27 protein-coding genes and 1 pseudogene are annotated in these 24,147 nt (G+C 62.3%); 4 read left to right on the top strand and 24 right to left on the bottom strand.

Annotated features, from left to right (window positions below):
- Window positions 1–150 precede the first annotated feature (150 nt).
- The 13 genes from LNV08_RS13780 to LNV08_RS13725 all read right to left on the bottom strand — a co-directional run bounded on the left by LNV08_RS13780 (window position 151) and on the right by LNV08_RS13725 (window position 7,215).
- Complete coding sequence (locus LNV08_RS13780; RefSeq protein WP_263534291.1) at window positions 151–537, bottom strand: response regulator; 387 nt, start codon at window positions 535–537, stop codon at window positions 151–153.
- A gap of 177 nt (window positions 538–714) precedes the next feature.
- Window positions 715–861, bottom strand: coding sequence for a hypothetical protein (locus tag LNV08_RS13775; protein ID WP_263534290.1), 147 nt, complete (start codon window positions 859–861; stop codon window positions 715–717).
- Between the two features lie 283 nt (window positions 862–1,144).
- Window positions 1,145–1,585: a GNAT family N-acetyltransferase gene (locus tag LNV08_RS13770; protein WP_263534289.1), complete on the bottom strand. Its 441-nt coding sequence runs from the start codon at window positions 1,583–1,585 to the stop codon at window positions 1,145–1,147.
- A gap of 83 nt (window positions 1,586–1,668) precedes the next feature.
- Window positions 1,669–2,136 (bottom strand): VOC family protein, encoded by a 468-nt coding sequence (locus tag LNV08_RS13765; protein WP_263534288.1) that lies wholly within the window; start codon window positions 2,134–2,136, stop codon window positions 1,669–1,671.
- A 152-nt stretch (window positions 2,137–2,288) separates the two neighbouring features.
- A complete protein-coding gene (locus LNV08_RS13760) occupies window positions 2,289–2,738 on the bottom strand; it encodes a GNAT family N-acetyltransferase (RefSeq protein WP_263534287.1) in 450 nt (149 codons plus the stop codon).
- Between the two features lie 115 nt (window positions 2,739–2,853).
- The gene (locus tag LNV08_RS13755) at window positions 2,854–3,153 is read right to left on the bottom strand and encodes a BrnA antitoxin family protein (RefSeq protein ID WP_263534286.1); all 300 of its coding nucleotides are present in this window, start codon (window positions 3,151–3,153) and stop codon (window positions 2,854–2,856) included.
- Window positions 3,137–3,406 (bottom strand): BrnT family toxin, encoded by a 270-nt coding sequence (locus tag LNV08_RS13750; RefSeq protein WP_263534285.1) that lies wholly within the window; start codon window positions 3,404–3,406, stop codon window positions 3,137–3,139. Before LNV08_RS13750 ends, LNV08_RS13755 begins: the two co-directional genes overlap by 17 nt.
- A 172-nt stretch (window positions 3,407–3,578) precedes the next feature.
- The gene (locus LNV08_RS13745) at window positions 3,579–3,989 is read right to left on the bottom strand and encodes an inhibitor of vertebrate lysozyme family protein (RefSeq protein WP_263534284.1); all 411 of its coding nucleotides are present in this window, start codon (window positions 3,987–3,989) and stop codon (window positions 3,579–3,581) included.
- Window positions 3,990–4,414: 425 nt separating this feature from the next.
- Complete coding sequence (locus tag LNV08_RS13740; protein WP_263534283.1) at window positions 4,415–4,960, bottom strand: tetratricopeptide repeat protein; 546 nt, start codon at window positions 4,958–4,960, stop codon at window positions 4,415–4,417.
- A gap of 28 nt (window positions 4,961–4,988) precedes the next feature.
- A complete protein-coding gene (locus LNV08_RS23180; protein WP_414858740.1) occupies window positions 4,989–5,540 on the bottom strand; it encodes a GNAT family N-acetyltransferase in 552 nt (183 codons plus the stop codon).
- 112 nt (window positions 5,541–5,652) lie between these two features.
- On the bottom strand, window positions 5,653–6,027 hold the full coding sequence (locus LNV08_RS13735) for a nuclear transport factor 2 family protein (RefSeq protein ID WP_263534282.1): 375 nt from the start codon (window positions 6,025–6,027) through the stop codon (window positions 5,653–5,655).
- Between the two features lie 155 nt (window positions 6,028–6,182).
- Window positions 6,183–6,680, bottom strand: coding sequence for a hypothetical protein (locus LNV08_RS13730; protein WP_263534281.1), 498 nt, complete (start codon window positions 6,678–6,680; stop codon window positions 6,183–6,185).
- Window positions 6,681–6,801: 121 nt separating this feature from the next.
- Window positions 6,802–7,215 carry a DUF3052 domain-containing protein gene (locus LNV08_RS13725; RefSeq protein ID WP_263534280.1) on the bottom strand — a complete coding sequence of 138 codons (414 nt, stop codon included), beginning with the start codon at window positions 7,213–7,215 and terminating at the stop codon, window positions 6,802–6,804.
- A gap of 241 nt (window positions 7,216–7,456) precedes the next feature.
- Between LNV08_RS13725 and LNV08_RS13720 the strand changes: the two are divergent.
- Window positions 7,457–7,636: pseudogene (locus tag LNV08_RS13720) on the top strand (tyrosine-type recombinase/integrase); the annotation flags it as partial.
- A gap of 82 nt (window positions 7,637–7,718) precedes the next feature.
- Here LNV08_RS13720 and LNV08_RS13715 read toward each other — a convergent pair.
- From LNV08_RS13715 to guaD, 7 genes are all read right to left on the bottom strand, one after another.
- Window positions 7,719–8,909, bottom strand: coding sequence for a BMP family ABC transporter substrate-binding protein (locus LNV08_RS13715; protein ID WP_263534279.1), 1,191 nt, complete (start codon window positions 8,907–8,909; stop codon window positions 7,719–7,721).
- A gap of 32 nt (window positions 8,910–8,941) precedes the next feature.
- Window positions 8,942–9,862, bottom strand: a complete 921-nt coding sequence (locus tag LNV08_RS13710; RefSeq protein ID WP_263534278.1) for an ABC transporter permease — start codon at window positions 9,860–9,862, stop codon at window positions 8,942–8,944.
- 12 nt (window positions 9,863–9,874) lie between these two features.
- Window positions 9,875–10,942 carry an ABC transporter permease gene (locus LNV08_RS13705; protein ID WP_263534277.1) on the bottom strand — a complete coding sequence of 356 codons (1,068 nt, stop codon included), beginning with the start codon at window positions 10,940–10,942 and terminating at the stop codon, window positions 9,875–9,877.
- Window positions 10,929–12,455, bottom strand: a complete 1,527-nt coding sequence (locus LNV08_RS13700; protein ID WP_263534276.1) for an ABC transporter ATP-binding protein — start codon at window positions 12,453–12,455, stop codon at window positions 10,929–10,931. Before LNV08_RS13700 ends, LNV08_RS13705 begins: the two co-directional genes overlap by 14 nt.
- A gap of 85 nt (window positions 12,456–12,540) precedes the next feature.
- Window positions 12,541–12,837 (bottom strand): cupin domain-containing protein, encoded by a 297-nt coding sequence (locus LNV08_RS13695; protein ID WP_263534275.1) that lies wholly within the window; start codon window positions 12,835–12,837, stop codon window positions 12,541–12,543.
- A 14-nt stretch (window positions 12,838–12,851) separates the two neighbouring features.
- Window positions 12,852–13,238 (bottom strand): nuclear transport factor 2 family protein, encoded by a 387-nt coding sequence (locus LNV08_RS13690; protein ID WP_263534274.1) that lies wholly within the window; start codon window positions 13,236–13,238, stop codon window positions 12,852–12,854.
- A complete protein-coding gene (guaD, locus tag LNV08_RS13685) occupies window positions 13,235–14,560 on the bottom strand; it encodes a guanine deaminase (RefSeq protein ID WP_263534273.1) in 1,326 nt (441 codons plus the stop codon). The genes LNV08_RS13690 and guaD overlap by 4 nt, the downstream gene beginning before the upstream one ends.
- Window positions 14,561–14,633: 73 nt before the next feature.
- On the opposite strand from guaD, the gene xdhA reads away from it, so the two are divergent.
- A complete protein-coding gene (gene xdhA, locus LNV08_RS13680; RefSeq protein WP_263534272.1) occupies window positions 14,634–16,196 on the top strand; it encodes a xanthine dehydrogenase small subunit in 1,563 nt (520 codons plus the stop codon).
- Window positions 16,193–18,508 (top strand): xanthine dehydrogenase molybdopterin binding subunit, encoded by a 2,316-nt coding sequence (xdhB, locus tag LNV08_RS13675; protein WP_263534271.1) that lies wholly within the window; start codon window positions 16,193–16,195, stop codon window positions 18,506–18,508. Before xdhA ends, xdhB begins: the two co-directional genes overlap by 4 nt.
- On the opposite strand, the gene ampC is transcribed toward xdhB, so the two are convergent.
- The 4 genes from ampC to LNV08_RS13655 are packed head-to-tail and all read right to left on the bottom strand — an operon-like array spanning window position 18,450 to window position 23,045.
- Entirely contained in the window at window positions 18,450–19,673 is a 1,224-nt protein-coding gene (gene ampC, locus LNV08_RS13670; RefSeq protein ID WP_263534270.1) for a class C beta-lactamase, read from the bottom strand. The genes xdhB and ampC overlap by 59 nt on opposite strands.
- Window positions 19,673–20,830: an FAD-dependent oxidoreductase gene (locus tag LNV08_RS13665; RefSeq protein WP_263534269.1), complete on the bottom strand. Its 1,158-nt coding sequence runs from the start codon at window positions 20,828–20,830 to the stop codon at window positions 19,673–19,675. Before LNV08_RS13665 ends, ampC begins: the two co-directional genes overlap by 1 nt.
- Before the next feature lie 53 nt (window positions 20,831–20,883).
- Complete coding sequence (locus LNV08_RS13660; RefSeq protein WP_263534268.1) at window positions 20,884–22,662, bottom strand: M56 family metallopeptidase; 1,779 nt, start codon at window positions 22,660–22,662, stop codon at window positions 20,884–20,886.
- Entirely contained in the window at window positions 22,659–23,045 is a 387-nt protein-coding gene (locus LNV08_RS13655) for a BlaI/MecI/CopY family transcriptional regulator (RefSeq protein WP_263534267.1), read from the bottom strand. The genes LNV08_RS13660 and LNV08_RS13655 overlap by 4 nt, the downstream gene beginning before the upstream one ends.
- Before the next feature lie 104 nt (window positions 23,046–23,149).
- On the opposite strand from LNV08_RS13655, the gene LNV08_RS13650 reads away from it, so the two are divergent.
- On the top strand, window positions 23,150–24,115 hold the full coding sequence (locus LNV08_RS13650; RefSeq protein ID WP_263534266.1) for a helix-turn-helix transcriptional regulator: 966 nt from the start codon (window positions 23,150–23,152) through the stop codon (window positions 24,113–24,115).
- Window positions 24,116–24,147 lie beyond the last annotated feature (32 nt).

Raw genomic sequence — 24,147 nt, 5'->3', positions numbered from 1 at the left:
TAACGTTGAAGCTGAGGGGCCGGAACCAGTTGGCCGCGCGGAGCTAAAATATACAGGCAGCATAGCGCGGCCAGCTGGCGGAGTCCCACTCGATCGGAGGGTTAGGTGTCGCTGGTGCCAGGCCCCGACTACCCGTACTTGATATCGGCCTCATCTGGGGCAGTTACCGAGTTTTTCAATCAACTGAATTAGCTCGGCAGAGTTGTTTGTACAGCCTTGAGCGTCGTGCAGCGCTGCTTCCTCTCGCAGCGCCGGTGCGTCAAGGGATGCGTAGAAGATTACGGGCGTTTGATCGTCCCGCCCGCGCATACTGTCCAACAAGTGAAACCCTTCTCTGATCCCTTCCGGTCGGCCCATGTCTGAGATCACGGCAAAGTATTTGTTCTTTGACAGTAGGACCAAGGCCAGTCCGGTTGAAAGCGCATAGGAAATGTGAAATCCTCGTCGCTCAAGATGGGCAGCAATCGGTCGGTTGTCGTTTGGGCGATCATCCACCCAAAGGATCCGACGGCCGGATTCGTAGCGGTATGGAGTCATTGGTTCTGACGAGCGGCGACGCCTAACGTTGAAGCTGAACGGCCGCAGCCAGCTGGCCGCGCGGAGCTGAAAACATACAAGCAGCGTAGCGCGACCAGCTGGCGGAGGTCCACTCGAGCAACCGGACAGGCCTCGCCGAGCGGGTGGTGGTCTGGGTGCAAGTGACGCTGCCGAGATTCAAAGGTCGCCTTCGCGTTGCTGCCTAGCCAAGGTAGCCTGGACCTTTTGCAGTTCTGCGGGAGATAGATACATCTGACGCAGCTGCTCGATGGTCGGCGCCCCGTTGCGTTCAAACAAGATATCGCCCAGTTCCTGTACCCACATGGTGAGGCGATCATCGGAGTAACGGTAGTCCGCAAAGGAGAATGAAACCCAACAGTGGGCGTTTGCCGCAGCATATCGGCCGGGCGGTTCGTCCACAGGGAACTGCTCACGAGCGAACTCTTCGCGAGCTAATTCGGCGTATGGCAACGATTCAAGTGGACGTATCATGGGTTTCGAGGCCTAACGTTGAAGCTGAAGGGCCGCAGCCAGCTGGTAGCTCGGAGCTGAAAATATCCAGGCAGCGCAGCGCGGCCAGCTGGCGGAGGCCCACTCGAGCGACTGGTTAGCCCGCATTCGTACCAAGACTGCGCTCAAATGCGTAACTAGCCCGAGATTTTGAGAAGCCAAGCGCGATATAGAAGTGATGAGCATCTTCTCGGTGAACGCCAGACCGTAGGCGTAGCCTCTCATATCCCTGCTGCGCAGCCCAAGACTCAGCATCTTGAACCAGGGCAGCGCCGACACCTTTGCGTTGGCATTTGGGATGAACAACCAATGCAGCCACTTCGGCATACCCGTTGCTTGCAAGCAAGCGAACGCCGTGAACTTGGCAATGGCCAACAATTTGCCCTTCAAGTTCTGCCACGAAGGCGACGTTGTCGGGCCACGCCAACATGGCCGAAAGACGGTCAGCAACTTCGCCTCGATTGGCCTGGTAGCCGAGGTGCGGGAGGAGTTCGGAAACTGCTGCCGAATCTTGCGGGAGCATAGGGCGAACGAGCATTGAGGTATTTGTTGCGGGCTAACGTTTGAATTCAGCCGCCGCCGAAGGCGGGCGGCCGGAATGAATTGTTGGGCCGTGAACTATCAGGCACGAACTGCCGCTTCGATTTCGGCGATGTCGATCTTCTTTTGCTTCATCATCGCCGCGATTGCCTTCGCAGCCACATTCTTCTCGGCCCTCAATGTCAATTCTGTCAGCCGCCTCGGGAAAACCTGCCACGACACCCCATAGCGATCCTTCAGCCAGCCGCAGTGACTTTCCTCGCCACCGTTCGTGCTTAGCGCTGCCCAAAGCCTATCGGTCTCTGCCTGATCGTCCGTCTCGACCGAAATGGACGCGGCCTCGGATAGGGTGAACATCGGTCCTGCATCGAGTATCTGATACGGCACCCCGCCAAGCGTGAAGTCGATCAGCCAGGAAGCGCCACCTTCTCCGCCGATTTCGTATGTCCCCTCGATCCGGCTTCCCGGAATTAGAGCGCAGTAAAACTCTGCGGCCTCACGACCGCGACCGTCACGGAACCAGAGGCAAGTACGAATAGAACTGGTCATTGTGTTTCTCCTCGCGTGAGTGGGTTGATGCTGCGGCTTTTAGCGCGGCCTAACGTCGAAGTCGAGCCGCGAGCGGCGGCTGGGCGCGGAAGGCCCAGAATGCAATGGGGGCCTGGAGTGGCCAGCCGTTGCGAGTCGACTCGAACGACCGCTTAGGCCTCATACGCCATCGCGAGGACAGTTGCATGGCTCTCCGCCTCCAGCTCGCGAAACCCAAGGGATCGATAGACCGCGACTGCTGGAATATTGTCTCTGTGCACGCGCAACCGCACCTCCTTGACGTTTGGCAAGCACAAAGCCTCTTTGAGCAGCAAGGAGCAAAGGCGTTTTCCCAAGCCTTTGCCGCGGAAAGCAGGATTGACCAGGATGCGAACAAGGTTTGTTTTTCCGTTCGGGGATGACCAAATCTGCCCGAAACCGATGACTGGCGATTCGTCTTCACTCATGGCAAAACTCAGGTGACCCGGCTGGTTGAGGATCTTTGGAAAATCCTCGTAGGTAAGCAAATTACCCTTGACTAGCGCCGGCCACTCCTCCGCGATCGCCCAGGCGCATACGGCCAAATACTCGTCGGTATGAAGTTCTCGAAGCCTAGTTCCCATGAGGTCTAACGTCGAACTTGAGCCGCGAGCGGCGGCTGGGCGCGGAAGGCCAAGAATGAAATGGCGGCCTGAAGTGACCAGCCGATGCGAGTCGGCTCGAACGACTGGTTCGGCCTCATGCCCTGCGCGAATGACGGGCTACGTACTGCTGCAACACGCCATCCATCCGCGACTGCCAGCCTTCGCCTGTTGACTTGAAGTAGGCCACAACCTCAGGGCTGTACCGGACAGATACAAGCAACTTCTTGTTTTCCGACTTGGGCCTACCGCGCACCGCTTTGAGCGGAACCATGGCTTGCAACTGCTTCGGGGTTAGGGGCTGTGCATCTGGGTCGGCCTTGGCGGCAACCGTAATGGCTTTGTCTTCTGCCAGGGTCGGCATGACAACCGCTGGCCGCTTAATAACTTTGGACATAGTGCTTCACCTCGCGTCGATTGGCCTTGCGCAAGCTGATGATCCTGCGGGCATCATCACGATCCACAAACGCCACGTAGTACAGGATTCCCGTATCCGGTGCGAGAGCGATCATGCGCAACTCACCGTATTCGTACCGATCATCAACCCACACCAGAGCTTCGTCCCAGTCGAGCGTTGATGCCATCGCAAGTGACAGGCCGTGCTTCTCTTGATTGGACGCATCTTTGGCTAGGTCGAATTCAATCCGCATGCTTAATTGTAGCTACAACAAATAAGCAGCGCAAGCAACCGGGGAAACTGGATTTGGTGAGGCCGAACGTTGAAGTTGAGCCGCGAGCGGCGCCTGGGCGCGGAAGGCCCAGAATGAAATGGGGGCCTGAAGTTCCCAGCCGTTGCGAGGCGGCTCGAGCGCTAGGTTAGGCCTACCGTGCAACGAAGCTCTTTAAATAGTAAGCCTCAATCTCGGCCTTGACAGCGACCGGCGGTGCGCCGAACAGCACATTGGTGCCTGAATCCTCATGCAACAGAACGAACACTTGCTTTGACACGAGGCCAAAAGCAATAGCCAAGTTGTCCGTGTCGCAAGCGTGCGGCTTGCATGAATTGGCAAATATGTATTCCTCGCCACCAATGGTTGTTCGAGTTGCCTGTTCACTCGGACCGAGCAACTTTGCAATCCAGGACTGGCTTGCTTTCGGTCCGAGCACCTTGAGATATGCTGATTTGAATTCGGGCCGCTTCAGAAGATCCCAAGCATAGTCCGCGTGCGCCGAAAGCGAAGTGCTGCACGCAAGGACAAAGAGCGCTCGCAAAAGACAATTCTTCAGATTCATGTCGTCGGCCTAACGTTTGAGCCGAGCGGCCCGCGCCGGCAAGGCACCCTGGCCGCGAGACCGATGATATCCATTGCGGTGTCGCGGCCAGGGTACCTTGCCGGCTTTGGTCCGCTCGAGAGAAGGGTTAGCTGATCCCGAGAAAGCACCGGAAAGCGCTGCGCAAGTCTTCCTTGAATTGATTTCAACCAGTCATCGCCCCATTGCATCGCTAGACTGAGTCCTTGGTTAAGCAATGCCTCTCGAGGCGGCGGCGCGCCGGTTTTTCCGATCCGTCGAATCCAAGCGAACATCGATTGGGCGCCTAACGTCGAAGCTGAGGGGCCGGAGCCAGCTGGCCGCGCAGAGCTGAAAATGTACAGGCAGCGTAGCGCGGCCAGCTGGTGGAGGTCCACTCGAACGACCGGTTAGGCGTCGCTACGCGTTTATGGGTGAACATTGGCTTCTCGCAGCGCCGAAAGTTCGACCAAAGCCCGCCGTGACGACTCTTGATTCGGTATGTTGAGTTCAACACGGATGGCGAGTGCTTTTGAAATTCGAGCCTCTGCATCGACGAAGCGCGTCTGCTCAGCAAGACTCCGACCCCAATGATGAAGAACAAGCGCTTCGAGTCGACGCCAGTCACCCACGGTTGCTATCTCGATGGCCTTCGCGAAGTGCGCCTCGGCTTGCTCTCGCCTCCCGCAGTACTGCAGTGCCGTAGCGTATGCATTCCAGAACCAACCCGCAGCCTCTTGCATTGCGTGCGCTTCTGCGTGAGGCAGAAATTCCTCGAGCAGTTGTGCTGCTTCAACCTCCATTCTCGCGGTGGTGAGCATGCTTCCCAGGTCAGCGGCAGCATCAACAATGGCTAGAGATTGACCAGCCTGGACAGCAATTGCCAGCTTGGCACGTGTTTCGCTAATGCTGCGCTCCAGCGCACCTGGGTCGGGTGCGCTGAATCTCATGAACTCGGCGGCAATCTGAGGCATGGTGTGTTTGCGACGCCTAACGTTCGAGCTAACCGGCCTGGAACGGCGAAGTGCCGCAGGGCAAGAATGAAATGATGCCCGAAGGCGCGGCGCCGTGTAGGGTCCGGTTGAGCGACTGGTTAGCCGGCAGTTTCATGAATAGGACATCTTCCGTTGATTGCGAAACAACCTCGGCGAAGCCAAGACTCGAATACAGCCCAACGGCCGCAAGGTTGTCTCTGTACGCTCGCAAGGTAACAGCTTCTGCTGATGTCGAGCTTAGCGCTGCAAGAACCAGCCGCTGGCATAGTACGCGGCCGATCCCTCGACCTCGGGCATCCGGAGCCACGATGATTCTGCCAAGATGTACAGCCCCCGGCTGCAGTACCCAATGCTGACCAAAGCCGCAGGGATTACCGGATTCGTCAATCAGGCAATAGCTCGATTCCCCGCCCCCTGGCACAGCCAGCAAACTCGGCAAGTCCGGAGGTGCAAACGGGAATGGCAGTCGTGGTCCAGCCCAACGCAGCCCGGCCGCAGCATCCGGCACCCATAGCGCGATGGCCTCGTAATCACTGGCAGTAGGGTCGCGAAGAAGCATTTCTGATGGCTAACGTTCGAGCTGAGGGGCCGCAGCCAGCTGGCCGCGCGGAGCTGAAAATATACAGGCAGCGCAGCGCGGCCAGCTGGCGGAGGTCCACTCGAGCGACCGGTTAGCCCGCATTTCTTTCACTGCCGGGAAGCTGGGTTGCCTGGGACCAGACTGCCTGCCAAAGCGAGCCACGCAATTCATAGATGTCCGTGTGCCAACACTCAAGGACCTTACCTTCTGGAAATGCGAGCTTCGCTTGGTATTTGACCGCTGCCATGCCTGGCGATACACGCACTTGCATTGCCCCATGTTCCCACGCCGAGTAGAAGGGAGCCTCCGCGATAAGCTCAAGGTAGCGTTCTCTGGGCAAGACGCGTCCGGCCGGCGTGACTAACTCATACTCGGGGGCATGCATCGCTTCAACGGTAGCCATGTCACGAGCCACGATGGCGCGGGTGCGCTCCTTTTCAAGCTTGGCGAAGTATTCTGGATTCATCAGGCAGGCTCGGCAAAGGCGTTTTCTGTGCGGGCTAACGTTCGAGCTGAGGGGCCGCAGCCAGCTGGCCGCGCGGAGCTGAAAATATACAGGCAGCGTAGCGCGGCCAGCTGGCGGAGGCCCACTCGAGCAACCGGTTAGGCACCACGCCGCCCTCATCCCGAGTAGCAACTGTATGAGACACGGATTACAACTCCTGAAACGGCTTGAAAATCCACGCTGTCGCTGTCGCTGCCATACGAGTTCTTAAGCTCATCATCGCCTTTGGCGCTTTCACCAATGAGCGCCTGCGCTTCTGCTGCAGGCCGCCCTAGCTTGAAGGGGCTAAGGCGATTCCAACTTGGCTTTGAAACTTCCGCGTGTGTGACGATTACGCGCGCAGGATCATTCGAGAACTCAGCGATCCCAAGTTCAAGCCCATCAAAGAAAAGTGTCTTGCGTGTAGCGGTGTAGCCGTCCCAGTGCTCGACTTGCGAGACGCTCTCGCGGAGTAGTTTGCTAAGAGACTTCAGCTGTCTTACGTCCTTGGGCAAGACAAGTCCGTACCGGCCACCGACACATTGAATTGACTCAAGGTAGACCGATTCCCCGCACTTCGCGCCAGGGCTGGCCAGGGCTGCTCCCAATGCAACGATGAAGATCCGTCTATTCATGGTGCCTAACGTCGAAGTTGAGTCGCGAGCGGCGGCTGGGCGCGGAAGGCCCAGAATGAAATGGGGGCCTGAAGAGACCAGCCGTTGCGAGTCGGCTCGAACGCAGGGTTAGGCCGCATTCTCAGCGAAGCTCCTTGCGAACTACCAACTTAAGCCCCGACCAGATTTCCGTGACGGCGCAGACTTTGATATCTACGAATCCAAGTGGCAACGCCAACTCGCGGATGGTGTCTTCTGTGATGGTGGTTGGAACCTTGGCAGACTTCTTCGGCCAGGAGATCCACAGTGCTGCGTCGGATTTCAGCTTCTTGCGCAAGTGACTCAGGACCTTTGCCAGTTCGTCTCTCTGGGTGACAAAGACGTGAGCGATATCAACCATTGAGTCGGGCTGAGTGACAAACACCACGGCTGGCGGGAGTGGGGCCAAAAGGCTTTCGTACTCCTTCGGCGCATCAAGGGGCAGCACTCGATGTGCCTCTTTGATGCCGAGCTTCTTCGAAAGCGGCGTTCCAGAGTAACCGGAGGTGCTTGACATCTTCATGCGGCCTAGCGTGTTGTCGGGAGACAGTTAAATCCGTTGTCGCCCGCAAACTTTCTCCCTAAATCTGCGGCAAAAAAACGGGCGAAAGCCCCTTGAAAATTGACTTGGCAGGCCATAGGCTGTAGCTTCATACAGCAATGACAGGTCGGCAAAAGCAGCTCGTCGATTGAGCGACAAAGCTCAAGTGAAAACCCGCATTTGCTCGCCTTGGAGCCGTCAATATTGAATTCATTTGCAACCAGCCACCCCGCACACGCTGCGCCACTGCTTCGCCACCCATTTGCTGCAAGGCGGCAGCGACATCCGCACCGTGCAAGAGTTGCTGGGCCATGCGGATGTGTCCACCACCATGATTTACACCCATGTCTTGCGCATGGGCGGCTGGGCGGTGCGCAGCCCCTTGGACCAACTCTGAATGAATGATTGAAAGACTGATTGATTGATTGAATGGCTGAATGACGGGAGGGCGGGCAAGCCTTGCCGGCTCTCCCGCTAACTCACTTCCCGCCCGGCATCTTGCTGTCCACACCCTTGACGTAGAAATTGACGCCAGAGAGGAATTTGTCGTCGGCCTGCTCGCCCTTCTTGAGCAGCTCTTTGCCGTCTTGGCCGACGATGGGGCCTTTCCAGATCGCAAACGTGCCGTCTTTGAGCCCGGCCTTGATCTTGTCGATCTGCGCGCGGGTGTCGGCCGGCACGGCCTCGGCGATGGACACCATATCGATCGCGCCTTCCTTGACGCCCCACCAAGCATGCTTGCCCGGCCCGGCCGCCCAGGTGCCGTCCAAGGCCTCTCGCACGGTGGCGATGTAGTACGGCGCCCAGTTGATCACGGCCGATCCCAGATGAGCCTTGGGGCCGTAGGCGGTCATGTCGGAGTCCCAGCCGAAGGCGTATTTGCCGTTCTTCTCGGCCGTTTGCAAGACCGCGCTGGAGTCGGTGTTTTGCATCAGCACATCGGCGCCGCCGTCGATCAAGGTCTGCGCGGCTTCGGTTTCTTGTGGCGGGTCAAACCATTTATTCACCCACACCACTTTCACCACGGTCTTAGGGTTGACGCTTTGCGCGCCCAGCGTGAAGCTGTTGATATTGCGGATCACCTCGGGGATGGGGATGGAGCCCACCACGCCCAGCGTGCCGGTCTTGCTCATCTTGCCGGCGATGACGCCGGCCATGTAGGCGCCCTCATAGGTGCGCGAGTCATAACTGCGCAGATTGGCGGCTTGCTTGTAGCCGGTGGCATGCTCAAACTTGACGTCGGCACTGTCGGCCGCCACCTTGAGCATGGGCTCCATATAGCCGAAGGTGGTGCCGAAAATCAGCTTATTGCCTTGGCCGACCATATCGCGGAAGACCCGCTCGGCATCGGCCGCCTCGGGCACTTTCTCGACAAAGCTGGTTTGCACCTTGTCGCCAAACTCCTTCTCAACCGCCTTGCGCGCGTTGTCATGCGCAAAGGTCCAGCCGCCGTCGCCGACCGGGCCGACATAGGCAAAGGCGATCTTCAAGGGCTCGGCCTTTGGTGGCGCAGAAGCTGCGGCAGAAGCGGCCGAGGCGGCAGGCTGCCCGGCCGCCACCGATGCGTCATCGGCCTTCTTGCCGCAGCCGGCCAGCAAAGCCGCAGCGCTGGCCAGCACGCTCAGAGCACCGAGCTTCAACAAAGATCTACGCTTGTTCATCGTCGTCATCTCCAAAAAAAGACCAGGAAGAAAAGAAAACTTCAAGACCCAGGAAAGAAAGGCTTGCCCAGCGAGGCTGGCATGTTTGCCCGTATAAAAGCGGCGTTACTCGAAATCAGCACCAGCACCACAATGGTGGACAGATAGGGCAGCATACTCAGGAACTGACTTGCTACTTGCACGCCCTGCCCCTGCAGATAAAACTGCAGCATGGTGACAAAACCGAACAAGTAAGCACCTAGCAGGATGCGTGCCGGGCGCCAGGTGGCAAAGGTCGTCAGCGCCAGCGCGATCCAGCCCTTGCCGGCGATCATGCCCTCGACCCAGAGTGGCGTGTAGACGGTGGACACATAGGCGCCGGCCAGCCCGCACAAGCTGCCGCCAGCCATCACCGCCGCGAGGCGAATGGCGCGCACCGGATAGCCCAGCGCATGGGCCGACTCCGGCGATTCACCCACCGCCCGCAACACCAAGCCGGCGCGCGAGCGGTACAAAAACCAAGCCAGGGCAGCGGTCAGGACCATAGCGCCATAAACCAGCGGATGCTGCTTGAACAGCGCCGGGCCGATGAAGGGGATGTCGGCCAGATAGGGCCACTCGAAACTGCTGCGGGGCCCAAGCTTCTCGGACGTGTAGCGGATGCCCACAAAGGCCGAAAAGCCGGTTCCAAACAGGCTCAGGGCCAGGCCGGCCGCATATTGATTGGTGTTGAGCCAAATCACCAGCACGCCAAACAAGCCGGCCAGCAGCGCGCCCGCACCCATGCCTGCGGCAAAAGCCAGCCAACTGCTGCCGGTGTGCACGGCGGTGGCAAAGCCGGCGATCGCCGCGACCAGCATCAAGCCCTCGGCGCCGAGGTTGACGATGCCGGCACGCTCGTTGATCAGCAGCCCCAAGGCAGCCAGCGCCAGCAATGTGCCGGCGTTCAAAGAGGAGGCGATCAACAGCGCAATAGCGTCCATGTGTTGGGCCCCTCAGGCCGCTGCGCGCACCGTGCGGCGCAGACGGTAATTGATCAAGCTGTCGCAGGCCAAAAGCGAGAACAGCAGCAGGCCCTGGAACACGCCGGTGATGGACTTGGGCAGGCCCAGGCGCGTTTGCGCCAGCTCGCCGCCAATGTAAAACATGCTCATCAAGACGGCAGAGAACACGATGCCCACCGGATGCAAGCGGCCGACAAAGGCCACGATGATGGCAGCGAAGCCATAGCCGGCCGGCACATAAGGCGTCAGCTGCCCCAGCGGCCCGGCCACCTCCAAGGCACCGGCCAGGCCGGCCATGGCGCCCGACAGCAGCAGCGCCGTCCATAGCGCGCGGCTTGATGAGAAGCCGGCATAACGCGCAGCCGCAGGGGCTAGCCCGCCGACCTGCAAGGCGAAACCCGCATAGGAGCGAAACAAGAGCACCCAAAAAGCCAGCACCGAGCCCGCCGCAATAGCGGAGCCGATGTTCAGGCGCGAGCCCTCGAACAGGCGAGGGATCTTTGTGACCGCCAAAAAGCTGATGCTCTGCGGGAAGTTATAGCCCTGCGGGTCTTTCCAGGGGCCGTAAACCAGATAACTCAAGAGCAGATCGGCCACATAGACCAGCATCAGGCTGACCAGAATCTCATTGGCATTGAAGCGCGCGCGCAGCAGCGCCGTGATGCCCGCCCAGACCATGCCGCCCAGCATGCCGGCCAGCAAAATCCACAGCACGATGATGCGGCCCGTGTTGGCGTCGGCCTGCATCGCCACCCAGCCGCCGGCCAAGGCGCCAATGATGAACTGCCCTTCGGCGCCGATATTCCAGACATTGGCGCGAAAGCACACTGCCAAGCCAAGCGCAATCAGCACCAGCGGCGTCGCCTTCAGACCCAGCTCGCTCCAGGCGCTGACCGAGCGGATCGGCTCCCAGAAAAACATCTGCAGGCCGCGCAGCGGGTCTTTGCCCAGCAGCAGGAACAGGCTCACTCCCAAGGCGACCGTGATCAACAGCGCCAGCAAAGGCGAGGCCAATGCCATCAGCTTGGAGGGTTGCGGACGAGGCTCAAGCCTGAGCATTGCCCGCTCCAAGGTTCCAGAGCCCGCTCATCCACTCGCCAATCATCGCTCGGCTGGCCTGCGCCACCGGCACGGCCGGCGACATGCGGCCCTGCGCCATCACGACCAGGCGGTCACTGATTTCAAACAATTCGTCCAACTCCTCGCTGAGCACCAAAACGGCGCAACCTGCATCGCGCAGTTTGAGTAGCTCCGCCCGAATCTGCGCGGCAGCACCGACATCAACGCCCCAGGTGGGCTGCGCAATGATCAAGACCTTAGGCGCGGCATCGATCTCGCGGCCGACGATGAACTTCTGCAAATTGCCGCCCGACAGGCTGCGCGCCGCCGCACCCGCACCGCCGGCGCGCACCGAAAAGCGCGCAATCAAATGCTCGGCCAAACGCTGAACCCGCGCGGTACGCAGCCAGCCCCAGGCCGTCACGCTGCCTCGGTCGGTGCGGGTCAGCAAGGTGTTTTGCGCCAATGACATCCCCGGCACAGCGCCGCGCCCCAGCCGCTCCTCCGGCACAAAATGCAGGCCCAGATGGCGCCGTTTGCGCGGGCTGCTGCGGGCAATATCCTGACCGAACATCTGCACGCTGCCGGGCTGGCCGCGCGGATCTTCGCCCGACAGCGCGGCCAGCAACTCCTGCTGGCCATTGCCCGACACCCCGGCCACGCCGACGATCTCGCCGGCGTGCAAGTTCAATTCAATATCCACCAAGGTGGTGCCAAAAGGCTGGGCCTTGGCAAGACTCAAGCGACGCACGCCCAGCGCCAAGGCTCCGGCCTTGGTCGGCAGGCGCCGCAGCGGCGGTGGCTCGGCGCCAATCATCAGGCGCGACAGCTCGCTATTGCTCTGCGTGCGCGGGTCGACCTCGCCCGTCACGCGGCCGGCGCGCAGCACCGTGCAATGCTCACACAGCGCCCGGATCTCATCGAGCTTGTGGCTGATGTACAAAATACTGCAGCCCTGTGCGGCGAGTTGGCGCAAGGTGACAAAGAGCTTGTCCACAGCGCGCGGCGTCAGCACCGAGGTCGGCTCGTCGAGGATCAGCAACTTCGGCTCGGTCAGCAAGGCGCGCACGATCTCAACCCGCTGGCGCTCACCGACCGACAAGCTGTGCACCGGGCGCTGCGGGTCTACTTCCAGGCCATAACTCTGCGCCACGGCGGCGATGCGCGCGCTCAGCTCGGCCAGGCTCGGGCCTTTATCGAGGCCCAACCAGATGTTCTCGGCCGCGCTCAGCGTGTCAAACAGCGAGAAATGCTGATACACCATGCTGATGCCCAAAGCCCGGGCCTGCGCCGGGCTTTTGAGCGCAATCGGCTGGCCATTCCAGAGCACCTGGCCGGCGTCGGGCTGCACCGCGCCGTAAATGATCTTCATCAGCGTCGACTTGCCGGCGCCGTTCTCCCCCAAGACCGCATGGATCTGCCCCGGCGCCACCGACAAGCACACCCCGTCGTTCGCTTTGACGGCGGGGTATTGCTTGCTGATGCCGGTGAGTTGCAGTCGGGCGATGCTCATGGACAGGCCGAAGTTTGATGCTCAGATCATAGGGGGCTGTTGCCGAGATGCTGTCGGGGTTAAGCAGTAGAAAGCTCTCGGCCGCTCAGCAATCGATGATGACCAGCGTGCCATGACTGCCCGGCGCAACCGCATGCGCCTGACCCGCTGGCACCAGATAGACCGAGCCGGCCGGCACAGCGATCACCTGGTCGGCAAAGGCCAGATTCATCTGACCGTCCAGCACCAGCAGCGCCTCGTCGAAGTCATGGATTTCGTCTGGGTAAGCGCTGCCGTCCATGCGCAAGACCTTGAATTTAGCGCCACCAACGCGGCCAAGAATCTGCGAACGCCAAGCCTGCGGCAAGTCCGCCGCCGCAGCGGCAAGATCAATCATCGACATCTCAACTTCCCTTACTACCCGTTCGTGCCGGCGTGTGCCAAGCTATCTTGGCTGAATACATTGACCCATTTTTCGTCCTCTTGGCGGCGCCACAAGGACGAGACATACATCGCCTTGGCTTGAGCGTCATCGACTCGCTGGAACACTGCCCGGTAGGACAGCATCACCAGGCTGGGCGACAGATCCATGATGCGCGCTTCGCTGAGTACATAGCTTGGGGCAAAGCCGGGTGCCTGCTCGAAGGTGCTGAGGTTTTTGGCCAAGCTGGCAAAGCCACTCGGATAGACGCCCAGGAACTCCGGCGCCAACAGCGCCAAGTAGGCCTGCTTGTCGCCGAGGGTCAAGGCTTGCCAGACGCGGGTCTCCAGGGCAACAAAGAAAGCGATCTTGTCTGCGGTCATGCGGTTGAGCTCCGAGAATATCTAGGCACGCCGGCCACATAAGCGCTGTGCAGATTGCGCTCATCCGACAAGCCCATCCACGCGAACACCCGCTCATGCAGGCCACGCGCCACTTCGGCGCGGGCCGTCGCCACCGGGCCTATGGCCCAGTCCCAGACGCAAAAATCGGCCAGCGTGCCGGCGCCGAAATGGCCGATCTCATCCACCAGCCCCAGCGCCTCGGCCGCTCCGCGCGTGGCGGCATGCAGACCCGCCCAGGCGCTCATGCGCTGACCCGCCAGCGCCTGCACCTTGTAGCCGTCGAGCAAATTGCGCTGCATGGACAGACTGCTACCGCCGCCCACATCGCTGGCCACACTGACCGCGACGCCGGCTTCGGCCGCAGCCGCCCAGTCAAACAAACCGCTGCCCAGAAACAGATTCGACGAGGGGCTGAAGGCGATCTGCGCGCCGCTGGCTTTGAGCACGGCGCGGTCGGCATCGTCCAGCCAGACGCCATGCGCCAGCACAGCGCGCGGGTGCAAGAGGCCTTCGCGGGCGTAGACGTCCAGATAGCTGCGCGCATCGGGGAACAACTCGCTCACCCAGGCCACTTCGGCGCGGTTCTCGGCCACATGGGTCTGCATATAGAGCGAGGCGTCGGCGCGGCACAGCGCACCGGCCATCGCCAATTGGGCGGGCGTGCTGGTCGGCGCAAAGCGCGGCGTGACGGCATAAGCCAGGCGGCCCATACCATGCCAGCGCGAGATCAGATCGACGCAGTCGCGCTCCGCGCTGGCCACATCGGCATCCAAGAGCGCGGCCGGGGCGTTGCGGTCCATCAAGACCTTGCCGGTGATCAGACGCATGCCGCGTTGCGCTGCCGCTTCGAACAGCGCCTCGGCCGAAACCTTGTGTACGGTGGCGAAGACCACCGCCGCCGTCGTACCGTGAGCCAGCAGCGCGTCCAAAAAGCGCTCGGCACCGACGCGCGCGACAGCCGGGTCGGCATAGCGGCATTCGGCCGGGAAGGTGTAGGTGTTGAGCCAGTCCAGCAACTCGGCACCGTAGGAGGCGATCACATCGAGCTGGGGCGCATGCACATGGGTGTCGATGAAGCCCGGCAGGATCAGGCGGCCGCTGTGGTCGATCTGCCGCCAGCTCGCATCGGGCGCTTCGGCCTGCGTGCCCTGGATGCGGCCGCGCTCGTCGATCAGGAGCCAATGGTCGGGCTGAAAGCGCAGCGCGCTGCCAGGGTCGATCTCGCCCCAAGCCGGTGCGGCCGTGAAGTCGAGCAGATCGCCGCGCAGGGCAAATTTTTCAGGGGGAGTGGCGAGTGGCAATGCAAGGTTCCAGGCGAAGGTCTGAGCGGGATCGTATATCGTCGGGCCATTGCCTCAGATGCACATTCACCACATGAGCCTGCCCGCGCGCCCGATTCGCTTTTTCCACCGAGGACAGATCCAGTCCGTGCAAGGCTTGCCGGTCACGACCACCGTGCTGCAATACCTGCGCGAACACGCTTACCTGGGCAGCAAGGAAGGCTGCGCCGAGGGCGACTGCGGTGCTTGCACGGTGCTGGTGGGCGAGATGCGGCAGGGCCGGCTAGAGCTGCGCAACGTCAACGCCTGCACCCAATTTTTGCCCACACTGGACGGCCAGGCGCTGCTGACGGTGGAAGACCTGGGTTCGCCTTCCACCTCGCTGAACCCGGTGCAGCAAGCCTTGGTCGACTGCCATGGCTCGCAATGTGGCTTTTGCACCCCCGGCTTTGCGATGACGCTGCAAGCCTGCTATGAAAAACACAGCGAGGCCGGCAGCCGCCCAACGCGCCAGCAACTGGCCGACGATCTGGCCGGCAATTTGTGCCGCTGCACCGGCTATCGGCCGATTCTGGATGCGGGAGAAAAGATGTTTGAGCTGCCGGGCCAGCGCCTCGATCTGAAGTCGGCCCAGGCCGCCCTGCAGCAAATGCAGGCAGACATGCAGGCAAACATGGAGATTGAGGGCGCCGCGCTGCACCATGAAGCGCCCCACCCCGCCTTCGGGCAGCGCATTGACAGTTTCGATGCGCCGCGCAGCGTGGCCGCGCTGGCCGCCTTGGTCGAGAGCAAGCCGGCGGCCCGCCTGCTGGCCGGCTCCACCGACATCGGCTTATGGGTCAACAAGCAGTTCCGCGATCTGGGCGACCTGATCTACCTCGGCGCGGTGGATGAGTTACGCCAGATTCGGGCGGAGCCCTTTCAAGGCCAAGCCGGGCTGTGGATAGGCGCCGGCGCTTCGCTGGAAGACGCCTGGGCCGCCTTGACTGCCGCCGCGCCCAGCTTGCGCGAGCTATGGCTGCGCTTTGCATCGCCGCCGGTGCGCCACGCCGGCACGCTGGGCGGCAATATCGCCAACGGCTCACCGATAGGCGACGGCGCGCCGGCCTTGATCGCACTCGGCGCCGACTTGCTGCTGCGCCGTGGCGCACAGCAGCGGCGCCTCAAGCTAGAAGACTTTTACCTCGGCTATATGCAAAAAGATTTGCAGCCCGGTGAGTTCATCGAGGCCATGCACCTGCCGCTGCCCAGCGCCGATTGGCGACTGCGGGCCTACAAGATCGCCAAGCGCTATGACAGCGATATCTCGGCCGTCTGCGCGGTGCTGGCCATCCGGCTGGACGGTGACTTGATCACGGAGGCGCGGCTGGTGTTCGGCGGCATGGCGGCCGTGGTCAAACGGGCGGCGCAGGCCGAGGCTGCATTGCTGGGGCGCCCCTGGACGGAAGCGAGCATGCAGGCCGCCCAAAGCGCCCTGACGCAAGACTTCACGCCCCTGAGCGATGCCCGCGCCAGCAGCGCTTACCGGATGCAGGTCGCGCAAAACCTCTTGCGCCGCTGCTGGCTGGAAACACGAAGCGAGGCGCCCTTGACCGCCGCCGAGCTGAGCGTCTGGCAGGCTGTGAGCTTCAACAAGGCCACCGGGAGCGCTGCATGAGCGCCCATGATCAAGTGGGTGTCAGCCGCCCCCACGAATCGGCGGCGCTGCATGTGTCGGGCGAGGCGATCTACACCGACGACATCGCCGAGCCGGCGGGCACGCTGCACGCGGCACTCGGCTTGTCGCCGGTCGCGCATGGCAGGCTCTTGTCGATTGACTTGGATCTGCTGCGCGCCCAGCCCGGCGTGCTCGCGGTGCTGACCGCCGCCGACATTCCCGGCAGCAATAACTGCGGCCCGCTGCTGCATGACGACCCCATCCTCGCCGCGGACGTACTCAGTTACCTGGGCCAGCCGGTGTTTGCCGTCATCGCCAGCAGCCGCGACCTCGCGCGCCGCGCCGCCGCGCTGGCCAAGACGGCGATTCGCTTCGAGGCGCTGCCCGCCGTGCTGAACGCGAAGGCCGCGCATGAGTTGGGCCAGTATGTGTTGCCGCCCATGCACCTGAGCCGGGGTGATGCGGCCTCGGCGTTGGCCACGGCGCCGCAGCGGCTCAGCGGCTCATGGTCGGTCGGCGGGCAGGAGCAGTTCTATCTGGAAGGCCAGATCAGCTATGCATTGCCGCAGGAGCAGCAAGCGATGCTGTTGTGCTGCTCGACCCAGCATCCCAGCGAGATGCAGCAACTGGTCGCCCATGCCTTGGGCTATGCGGCGCATCAGGTGCAGGTGCAATGCCGGCGCATGGGCGGGGGGTTTGGCGGCAAGGAGTCGCAGTCGGCGCTATTCGCCTGCGTGGCGGCCATTGCTGCAGCGAAGCTGCGCCGGCCGGTCAAGCTGCGCCTGGACCGGGATGACGACTTCATGATCACCGGGCGCCGCCATGGTTTTGATTACCGCTGGGATGTGGGGTTTGACGAGACCGGCATGATCCTCGGTGCCGAGGTCGATTTGATCTCCAACTGCGGCCATTCGGCCGATCTGTCGGCGCCGGTGATGGCGCGCGCGCTCTGCCATTTCGACAACGCTTACTTCCTGCCGCATGTCGCCCTGCACGGCTTTTGCGCCCGCACCAACACGCAGAGCAACACCGCCTTTCGCGGTTTTGGCGGGCCGCAGGGCGCGCTGGCCATCGAGATGATTCTGGATTCGGTCGCCCGCCGGCTGGGGCTGGACCCGCTGCTGGTGCGCCAACGCAATCTTTACAGTGATTCTGGCGAGCGCAACATCACGCCCTATGGCCAGCAGGTCGAGGACAACATCCTCGCCGCACTGATCAACCGGCTGGTCGACAACAGCGACTACCAAACCCGCCGCGAGGCCATCGCCGTTTACAACAGGCACAGCCTGGTGTTGAAGAAAGGCCTGGCGCTGACGCCGCTGAAATTCGGCATCAGCTTCAACGTCGTGCATCTGAACCAGGCCGGCGCCTTGGTGCATGTCTATACCGATGGCTCGGTCTTGGTTAACCACGGCGGCACCGAGATGGGCCAAGGCCTGAACACCAAGGTCGCGCAGGTGGTGGCGCATGAGTTGGGGCTGCCACTGAGCAGCGTGCGCTGCAGCGCCACCGACACACAAAAGATCGCCAACACCTCGGCCACGGCCGCGTCTACCGGCAGCGATCTGAATGGCAAGGCGGCGCAGGATGCGGCGCGCAAGATCAAGCAAAGGCTGAGCTCGTTGGCGGCGCAGCTGTTCGGCTGCACGCCGGAAAAAGTGCTGTTCGGCGGTGGGCGGGTCAGCGCGGGCGAACAGTCCCTGAGTTTCGCGGAGCTCGTGCACAAAGCCTATATGCAGCGCATCCAGCTTTGGGCAGATGGTTTTTACACCACGCCGGGTCTGCATTGGGACCGCGCCAATCTGCGGGGCAAGCCCTTCTACTACTTTGCCTACGGGGCGGCGGTGGCCGAGGTCCTGGTCGACACGCTGAGCGGCGAGAGCCGCGTCACCCGCGCCGATGTGTTGCACGATGTCGGCAAGTCCTTGAACCCAGCCTTGGACATTGGCCAGATCGAAGGTGCGTTTGTGCAGGGCATGGGTTGGCTGACGACCGAAGAACTGCGCTGGCATCCGCAGACCGGCGCCCTGCTGACCCACGCGCCCAGCACCTACAAGATCCCGACCGCCAACGACAGCCCGCCCGATTTTCGGGTCAGCCTTTTCGATCAAGCCAATGCGATTGACAGCATTCACCGATCCAAGGCGGTCGGCGAGCCGCCGCTGCTCTTGCCCTTCTCGGTGCTGCTGGCGATCAAGGATGCAGTCGCATCGGCCGGACCAGTCGGCTGCGACCCGCTGTTGATGGCACCGGCTACGGCCGAGGCGGTGTTGTCGGCCTTGCAGGCTGTGCGGGCTGTTGGGACTGTGTAGAGAGTTGCGCTAATTGGCTCAGGATCGCATGCGCCGCCGCGATGCGCGCTGGGATCTCCACGTTCTTGTTCGCCAGCATCACGATGCCAATTTTCAGCTCGGGCACAAACAAGACATAGCTGCCGAATCCCCCAGTTGAGCCGGTCTTGTTGAACAAGGTCGGCCGGCTCGATTGGGCATGCATTTGCGCCGGCGAGAGGCGTTTGGCTGGATTGGACTCAAAAATCATGTCCTCGGAATTGCCGGCCAGCAAACGATCCAGCGTGATGGGGAAAGGGTACTGCTCCCAGCCCAGCCCTTGCACCATCTCACCGACCTTGAAGTAGCCAAGCTGCGTGCCCGCGATCGCGCGCTGCATGGTCACGCTCAAAAGCTGCGGATCCATCTGGGCTTGCACATAACGAATCATCTCGGCGGCTGTCGACTTGACGCCATACGCTTGTTCGGCGAAGACGCCTGGGCTCACGCGGATCTCGGCATTGGCCTTGCTATGGCCCCAGGCATATCGTTCCATCTGTGCGTCCGGCACCTGGAGGTAACTGTCATGTAGGCCTAGCTGCGGGAACAGCTGGGTTTGCATCGCCTCGACAAAACTGCTGTTCAAGGCCAAGGCGGTGACATGACCCAACACGCCAATACTTGGATTGGAGTATTCGCGCCTTGTGCCCGGCGCAGCGCTCGGCCGCCATTGCTGGAAATACGCGATCATGCCCTTCGGCTCGACTTCATCCGGAAACTGCAGCGGCAGGCCACCGGCGGTGTAGGTCGCCAGATGGATCAAGGCGGCGCGGTCGATCGCCCGACCCTTGAGTTCAGGCATATAGCGGCCGGGATGGTCGTTCAATGACAGCTTGCCCTGCACTTGTGCGTATGAAGCGAGCGTGGCGGTGAAGGTCTTGCTGATGGAGCCCAGCTCGAACAAGGTGTGCTCGTTGACGGGCTTGTGGGCCGCCCGGGACGCCAGGCCGTAGTTGTAGAAGCTGGCTTCGCCGTTGAGCGTGATCGCGACCGCCATACCGGGCACGTCATGCTGAGCCATCAAGGGAAGAATTGCAGCATCGACGATGGCTACAAGCTTTGCGGGGGGCTCGGCGGCCTTGGTACCGGCAGGCAGCAGGCATGAACAGACCAGCGCGAAGGTCAACAACTTTTGCACGAGAGTCATCAGGCGAACAAGCTTGCGAGCCGCTCCACTGCAGCGACCGACAGCGCCCGGTCGATGCGGGTGTCCTCATTGCCGAAGTCGTGTTCGCCTTGCGCCTGCACCAGCACGCCGTCGCGGCGCGGCAACATGAACAAGTTGTGGCCTCGGTAGATCAGCGCGTAATCCACCTCGATTTGCGGCACCAGGCGGGCGGTCTGGCCGCGCACTGGGATGATGGAGGTGTCCCCCAGCAAGGCGCGCGCGCCATAGCCGGTGCAGTTGACGACGGTGCGCTCACGCAAGTTGCCGAACTGGCGTGGATGCTCAAACTCCTGCTGCACGATCTCGCCGCCGGCGCGCAAAAAGTCATCCATCAAGAGTCGCTGATAGCTGGAGATATTGAAGCTCATCTGCGTGAAGCGCTTGGCATGAGCGACGCGAAACGGGTGCGAGCCGGGCTTCAAGAGCATCGACCTGGGCCGGAGATCGTCCAGCTGCGCCATCAGATCGGGGTAGTCGGGCTCGTCGTCCTCGCCGCCATGCGCGGAATCGGGCAAGGGCTGATCGAAGGGAATGTCCGACAAGAAATAGCCGTCACGCCACTCGACCGGCTGATCGGCCAGGCCGAGCATGCTTTGGTAGGTCTTGAAGGAGCTGCGCGCCATCTGCTCCCAGGCTTGAGTCCAGGCCGGCGTCGCGTGCTCGCTGCTGCAGATGCGCGAGTCCGGCGACCACATGCCGGTGGCCTTGGAAGACGCCACTTCGGGCGGGCGCTCCTTGCAGTAGATGCGCACCTTCATTCCGTTCATTTGCGCGACGCGGGCGGTCGTGAGGCCAATGGCGCCGCAACCAATCACCGCAATCTGCTTAGGCCCGCTGGCGCGGATCAGCGGCAGGGCCAGCTGGGCCGAGCCCCAGGACAGCGACCAGCCGGCGCCGCCATGGCCGTAATGGTGAACGATGGTCTTGCCGTAGCGCTGCTCGGACTCAATGCGCGGCCCTTGGGCGCGAAAAGGCCGGCGGCAGACATTGATGTCGATGATGCGATCGGCCTTGGCGCGCACCGCTGCGAGCTGGCGCGGCGGTGCAAAGTTGCCAAGTTCGTCGGCCATGGCTTGGCTGGCAGGTAAAGAGGCGAGCGTGGCTGCGCCCGCGCACAGAAAGTTGCGACGTTGCATAGCGAGAGTTTCCTAGTGAGTTTTTTGACCGGGCCGGCTCCGGCGCGGGAGCGCTAGCTGCTGTGCAGCATGGCAATATTGGCGCGAATGCGGCCGGCGTCCCGCATGCGTTCGGCCGAGTCATCGGCGTCCAGCAGCACGACGGTGAACTGTTGGCCGCCACTCTTGAAGCGCATGGTCAGGCAACTGCCGGCAGCGCTGGTGTAGCCGGTCTTGGACAGCTGGATGTCCCAGCCCTCCTCGCTCACCAGCGGGTTGGTGTTGCGCACCGCGCGCGCACGGCCATCGACGCCCACGCGCGCGCTTTGCTCGCTGCTGATGCGTGCAATCTCAGGGTAATGCGAGGCGGCCGCGGCAATCTTGGCGACCTCGGTGGCGCTGGAGACATTGCCGGGCAAGATGCCGGCCGGGTCGACAAAGCGGGTCTGCGTCAGGCCCAGGCTTTGCGCCTTGGCCTGCATGGCCCGCACAAAGGCGGGCGTGCCGCCCGCATAGTTGCGCGCCAGCGCGGCGGCGGCGCGGTTGTCCGAGGGCATCAGCGTCAGCTTGAGCGCGCTGAGCCGGCTGATGCTCGCGCCTATCGGCAGATGCGCGGCGCTGGGCCTGCTCGGGTTCAAGTCACCGGCTTCAATTCGCAATGGCTCATCGAGGTCTGGCCTAGCGTCCAGCGCCACCATCGCCGTCATCAGCTTGGTGATGGAGGCAATCGGCACCGCCGTGTCGGCGTCCTTGCTCATCAGAACCGCGCCGCTGCTCTCGTCCAGCAGCAGCATATGACGGGCATTGACCGGCAGTTGCAGCAACTGGGGCATGCTGGGCAGGCGCGCACGCTGGTTCGTAGCGGCAAGCCCGGCAATTTCGCTTGCCTGGCCGCCGGCACCCAAGCGCGGCTGCGTCTGCATCCAGAGGCTGCTGGCGGCCACCAGCAAAGCGGGCAAGGCCATTTTCCAGCCGGCACTTTGGGCCTGAGGCGCTAGCAATCGCTCCAAGCGTTGCAGCAATTTGCCGCCGTTGGCGGCTATGGCCAGCGGCGGTGTCAAAGCAGCTTGCTGCAGTGACAAGGCTTGCAGGGCCTTGGCCAAACGGCGCGGATCATCCAGCGCCTGGGCGGCCAACTCGTCAGCCACTTCTTCGCGCGCATCGCGCATCTGGCCAGACAACCACCACACCACCGGGTGAAAGAAGAGCAGCGACTCGACCAGGCTTTGCAGCAAATTGGCGAGGTAGTCCCAGCGCCGCACATGGGCCAACTCATGCGCGAGCAAGGCCTCCAGCAAGGCGGGCGGCATGCCGCTGAGCAAGGCGGTGGGCAGCAGCACCAAGGGTCGCAGCAGCCCCAAGGTGATGGGGCTGCTCAGCTCGGGCAAGAGCCCCAGCGTGACCTTGCGGCCCAGGTTCAGGCGCTTCGCCAAAGAGTCCATGCGCTGCTGCCAGGCCTGCGGGGCCGGGCCGGCGCGGCGGCGCAGCGTGCCCAGCCAGGCCAAGCCGGCACCCAGGCGCAGCGCCATCAGCATAACGCCCAAACCCCAGGCCGTGACCAGGGCCGGCAACTGCGCGGCCACAGCCTGCAGCCACGCGGGCAGCGCTGTCAGCTGCGACGGCAGCCTGCTGCCCGCTTCGCCGCTCAGCATCCACACGAGATGAGCCAGCGGAAGACACAGGCAAATCAACAGCGACCAAGCACAGACCGCATAGCGCCAACGCGGGCCGGCCTGACGCAAATAGCCGAGCGCGACCCAAGCCAGCGCGCCGACGACCAGGCCTTGCCAGACAAAATTCAACAAAGCCCAACCGATGGCCGGCACCCAGGACTGCAGCAAGGTCGAACTCATTTGCCCTCACCCTGGCTATCCAGCAGCTTCTGAATATCGGCCCGCTCCTGCGCGCTGACATGGCCCTTCAAAGCCGCCAGCACCAGCGCCTTGCCCGAGCCGGCAAAGGCCTTGGCGATCAGGTCCTTGAGCAAATGGGTCTGCAGCTTGTCTTGCTTTTGGGCCGGCGCATAAAGCTGCGGCCGCCTGCTTTCATCCCTGTTCAGCAGTCCCTTGGCATGCATCAGCTGCAGTTGCCGCAAGACGGTGGCATATGTGGCCTCGGGGCGATCGCTCAGCAAAGCTTCGTGCACTTGCTTGGCGTCGGCGGGGCCGATGCGCCAGAGCACACGCAATAGATCGAGCTCGGCGGCGGTGGGATGGGGAATGCTGGATTGCGGCATTCATTCAGTATAAATGTTCTAGAACAAATATTCTGAACCATTTCAAACCAAAACCGTCGGAAGAAACAGTTGGGGCCCGAGCCCGCCCATGCGATCATCACGCCATGCACGCCTTTTCCCGCGCCATGGTCGAGCTGTACAGCTTGGCCGAACAAGCAAGTTTCCAGGAGTTCCCTGGGGCGGCGCTGCGCCTGCTGGGGCGCTCGGTCGGCTTTGACGGCGCGGTCTTGGGGCTGGGGGAATCCGGGCCCGCGCCGCAAGGGCCTTTGCAAATCACCCAAGCCCATGTGCACCAGCGCGATGAAAAAATTCTGCAAGCCTATGGCGCGGTCGCTGCCGAAGACCCGGTCACCGGCCAGTTCTTGCGCGGCCTGAGCCAGCCCCTTGCGGTCGACTGCCAAGCCCAGTACGGTGGCCGCCAGCAGGCGACAGGCGCAATGGCTGACTTCAGCAAGGCCTTTGACCTGCGCCATTTGCTGCTGTTCGGAGACCGGCCCGTCGCTGGCCTACCCGGACGTTGGCTGGTGCTCTACCGCAGCAGCGACAGCGGCTTTGGGGCCGAAGACGCCGACTACCTGCACGCCACCTGGGCCCATTTGTCGCGCGCCATCGTCATTCACCGCAATGCCCTGCTCGACCGACAAGACAGCGCGCGGGCGCAGCGCGCTTCGGCCCTGGTCAACGCGCAGGGCGGCATAGAGACCGCCGACCCGCAGTTCTTGACGCTCTTGCGCCTGCAATGGGCCGATATGGGCAGCCGTCAGTTGCCGCTTCCCTTGCTGGATGCACTCAAACGCGGCGTCAGCTTTCGAGGCCAGCAGGTCGAGGTCAGCGCCAGGCGCCAAGAGCATTTGTGGGTTTGCTCGGCCAAGCCGGTCGACACACTGGCGGCGCTGACACCGGGTGAAAGCGCCGTGGCCCGGCGCTATGCCGCCGGCCTGAGCAGCAAAGAGATCGCCCGCGAACTGGGTGTCGCGCCCAACACGGTGCGCACCCAAATCACCCGAGCCTACGCCAAGCTGCAAGTGCATGACAAGGCGGCGCTGGCTCAGCGCCTGATGGAGCAATGAGGGGCTGAGCTGTCACGCATTTGCGTGATTGA

Source organism: Paucibacter sp. TC2R-5 (genome assembly GCF_025717605.1).
Lineage (GTDB): Bacteria > Pseudomonadota > Gammaproteobacteria > Burkholderiales > Burkholderiaceae_C > Paucibacter_A > Paucibacter_A albus.
The sequence above is the reverse complement of the archived record's forward strand: the minus strand, read 5'-3'. Positions and strand labels throughout refer to the sequence as shown.

Excerpts from the sequence above, each read along its gene's own strand:
- LNV08_RS13765 (WP_263534288.1), bottom strand. The coding sequence starts at position 2,136 with ATGACCAGTTCTATTCGTACTTGCCTCTGGTTCCGTGACGGTCGCGGT.
- LNV08_RS13780 (WP_263534291.1), bottom strand. The coding sequence starts at position 537 with ATGACTCCATACCGCTACGAATCCGGCCGTCGGATCCTTTGGGTGGAT.
- LNV08_RS13735 (WP_263534282.1), bottom strand. The coding sequence starts at position 6,027 with ATGAATCCAGAATACTTCGCCAAGCTTGAAAAGGAGCGCACCCGCGCC.
- LNV08_RS13710 (WP_263534278.1), bottom strand. The coding sequence starts at position 9,862 with ATGGACGCTATTGCGCTGTTGATCGCCTCCTCTTTGAACGCCGGCACA.
- LNV08_RS13750 (WP_263534285.1), bottom strand. The coding sequence starts at position 3,406 with ATGCGGATTGAATTCGACCTAGCCAAAGATGCGTCCAATCAAGAGAAG.
- xdhB (WP_263534271.1), top strand. The coding sequence starts at position 16,193 with ATGAGCGCCCATGATCAAGTGGGTGTCAGCCGCCCCCACGAATCGGCG.
- LNV08_RS13705 (WP_263534277.1), bottom strand. The coding sequence starts at position 10,942 with ATGCTCAGGCTTGAGCCTCGTCCGCAACCCTCCAAGCTGATGGCATTG.
- LNV08_RS13745 (WP_263534284.1), bottom strand. The coding sequence starts at position 3,989 with ATGAATCTGAAGAATTGTCTTTTGCGAGCGCTCTTTGTCCTTGCGTGC.
- LNV08_RS13760 (WP_263534287.1), bottom strand. The coding sequence starts at position 2,738 with ATGGGAACTAGGCTTCGAGAACTTCATACCGACGAGTATTTGGCCGTA.
- LNV08_RS13700 (WP_263534276.1), bottom strand. The coding sequence starts at position 12,455 with ATGAGCATCGCCCGACTGCAACTCACCGGCATCAGCAAGCAATACCCC.
- LNV08_RS13665 (WP_263534269.1), bottom strand. The coding sequence starts at position 20,830 with ATGCAACGTCGCAACTTTCTGTGCGCGGGCGCAGCCACGCTCGCCTCT.
- LNV08_RS13725 (WP_263534280.1), bottom strand. The coding sequence starts at position 7,215 with ATGTCAAGCACCTCCGGTTACTCTGGAACGCCGCTTTCGAAGAAGCTC.
- LNV08_RS23180 (WP_414858740.1), bottom strand. The coding sequence starts at position 5,540 with ATGCTTCTTCGCGACCCTACTGCCAGTGATTACGAGGCCATCGCGCTA.
- LNV08_RS13755 (WP_263534286.1), bottom strand. The coding sequence starts at position 3,153 with ATGTCCAAAGTTATTAAGCGGCCAGCGGTTGTCATGCCGACCCTGGCA.
- LNV08_RS13730 (WP_263534281.1), bottom strand. The coding sequence starts at position 6,680 with ATGAATAGACGGATCTTCATCGTTGCATTGGGAGCAGCCCTGGCCAGC.
- LNV08_RS13740 (WP_263534283.1), bottom strand. The coding sequence starts at position 4,960 with ATGCCTCAGATTGCCGCCGAGTTCATGAGATTCAGCGCACCCGACCCA.
- LNV08_RS13775 (WP_263534290.1), bottom strand. The coding sequence starts at position 861 with ATGTGGGTACAGGAACTGGGCGATATCTTGTTTGAACGCAACGGGGCG.
- LNV08_RS13715 (WP_263534279.1), bottom strand. The coding sequence starts at position 8,909 with ATGACGACGATGAACAAGCGTAGATCTTTGTTGAAGCTCGGTGCTCTG.
- ampC (WP_263534270.1), bottom strand. The coding sequence starts at position 19,673 with ATGACTCTCGTGCAAAAGTTGTTGACCTTCGCGCTGGTCTGTTCATGC.
- LNV08_RS13695 (WP_263534275.1), bottom strand. The coding sequence starts at position 12,837 with ATGTCGATGATTGATCTTGCCGCTGCGGCGGCGGACTTGCCGCAGGCT.
- LNV08_RS13655 (WP_263534267.1), bottom strand. The coding sequence starts at position 23,045 with ATGCCGCAATCCAGCATTCCCCATCCCACCGCCGCCGAGCTCGATCTA.
- xdhA (WP_263534272.1), top strand. The coding sequence starts at position 14,634 with ATGAGCCTGCCCGCGCGCCCGATTCGCTTTTTCCACCGAGGACAGATC.
- LNV08_RS13650 (WP_263534266.1), top strand. The coding sequence starts at position 23,150 with ATGCACGCCTTTTCCCGCGCCATGGTCGAGCTGTACAGCTTGGCCGAA.
- LNV08_RS13660 (WP_263534268.1), bottom strand. The coding sequence starts at position 22,662 with ATGAGTTCGACCTTGCTGCAGTCCTGGGTGCCGGCCATCGGTTGGGCT.
- LNV08_RS13690 (WP_263534274.1), bottom strand. The coding sequence starts at position 13,238 with ATGACCGCAGACAAGATCGCTTTCTTTGTTGCCCTGGAGACCCGCGTC.
- LNV08_RS13770 (WP_263534289.1), bottom strand. The coding sequence starts at position 1,585 with ATGCTCGTTCGCCCTATGCTCCCGCAAGATTCGGCAGCAGTTTCCGAA.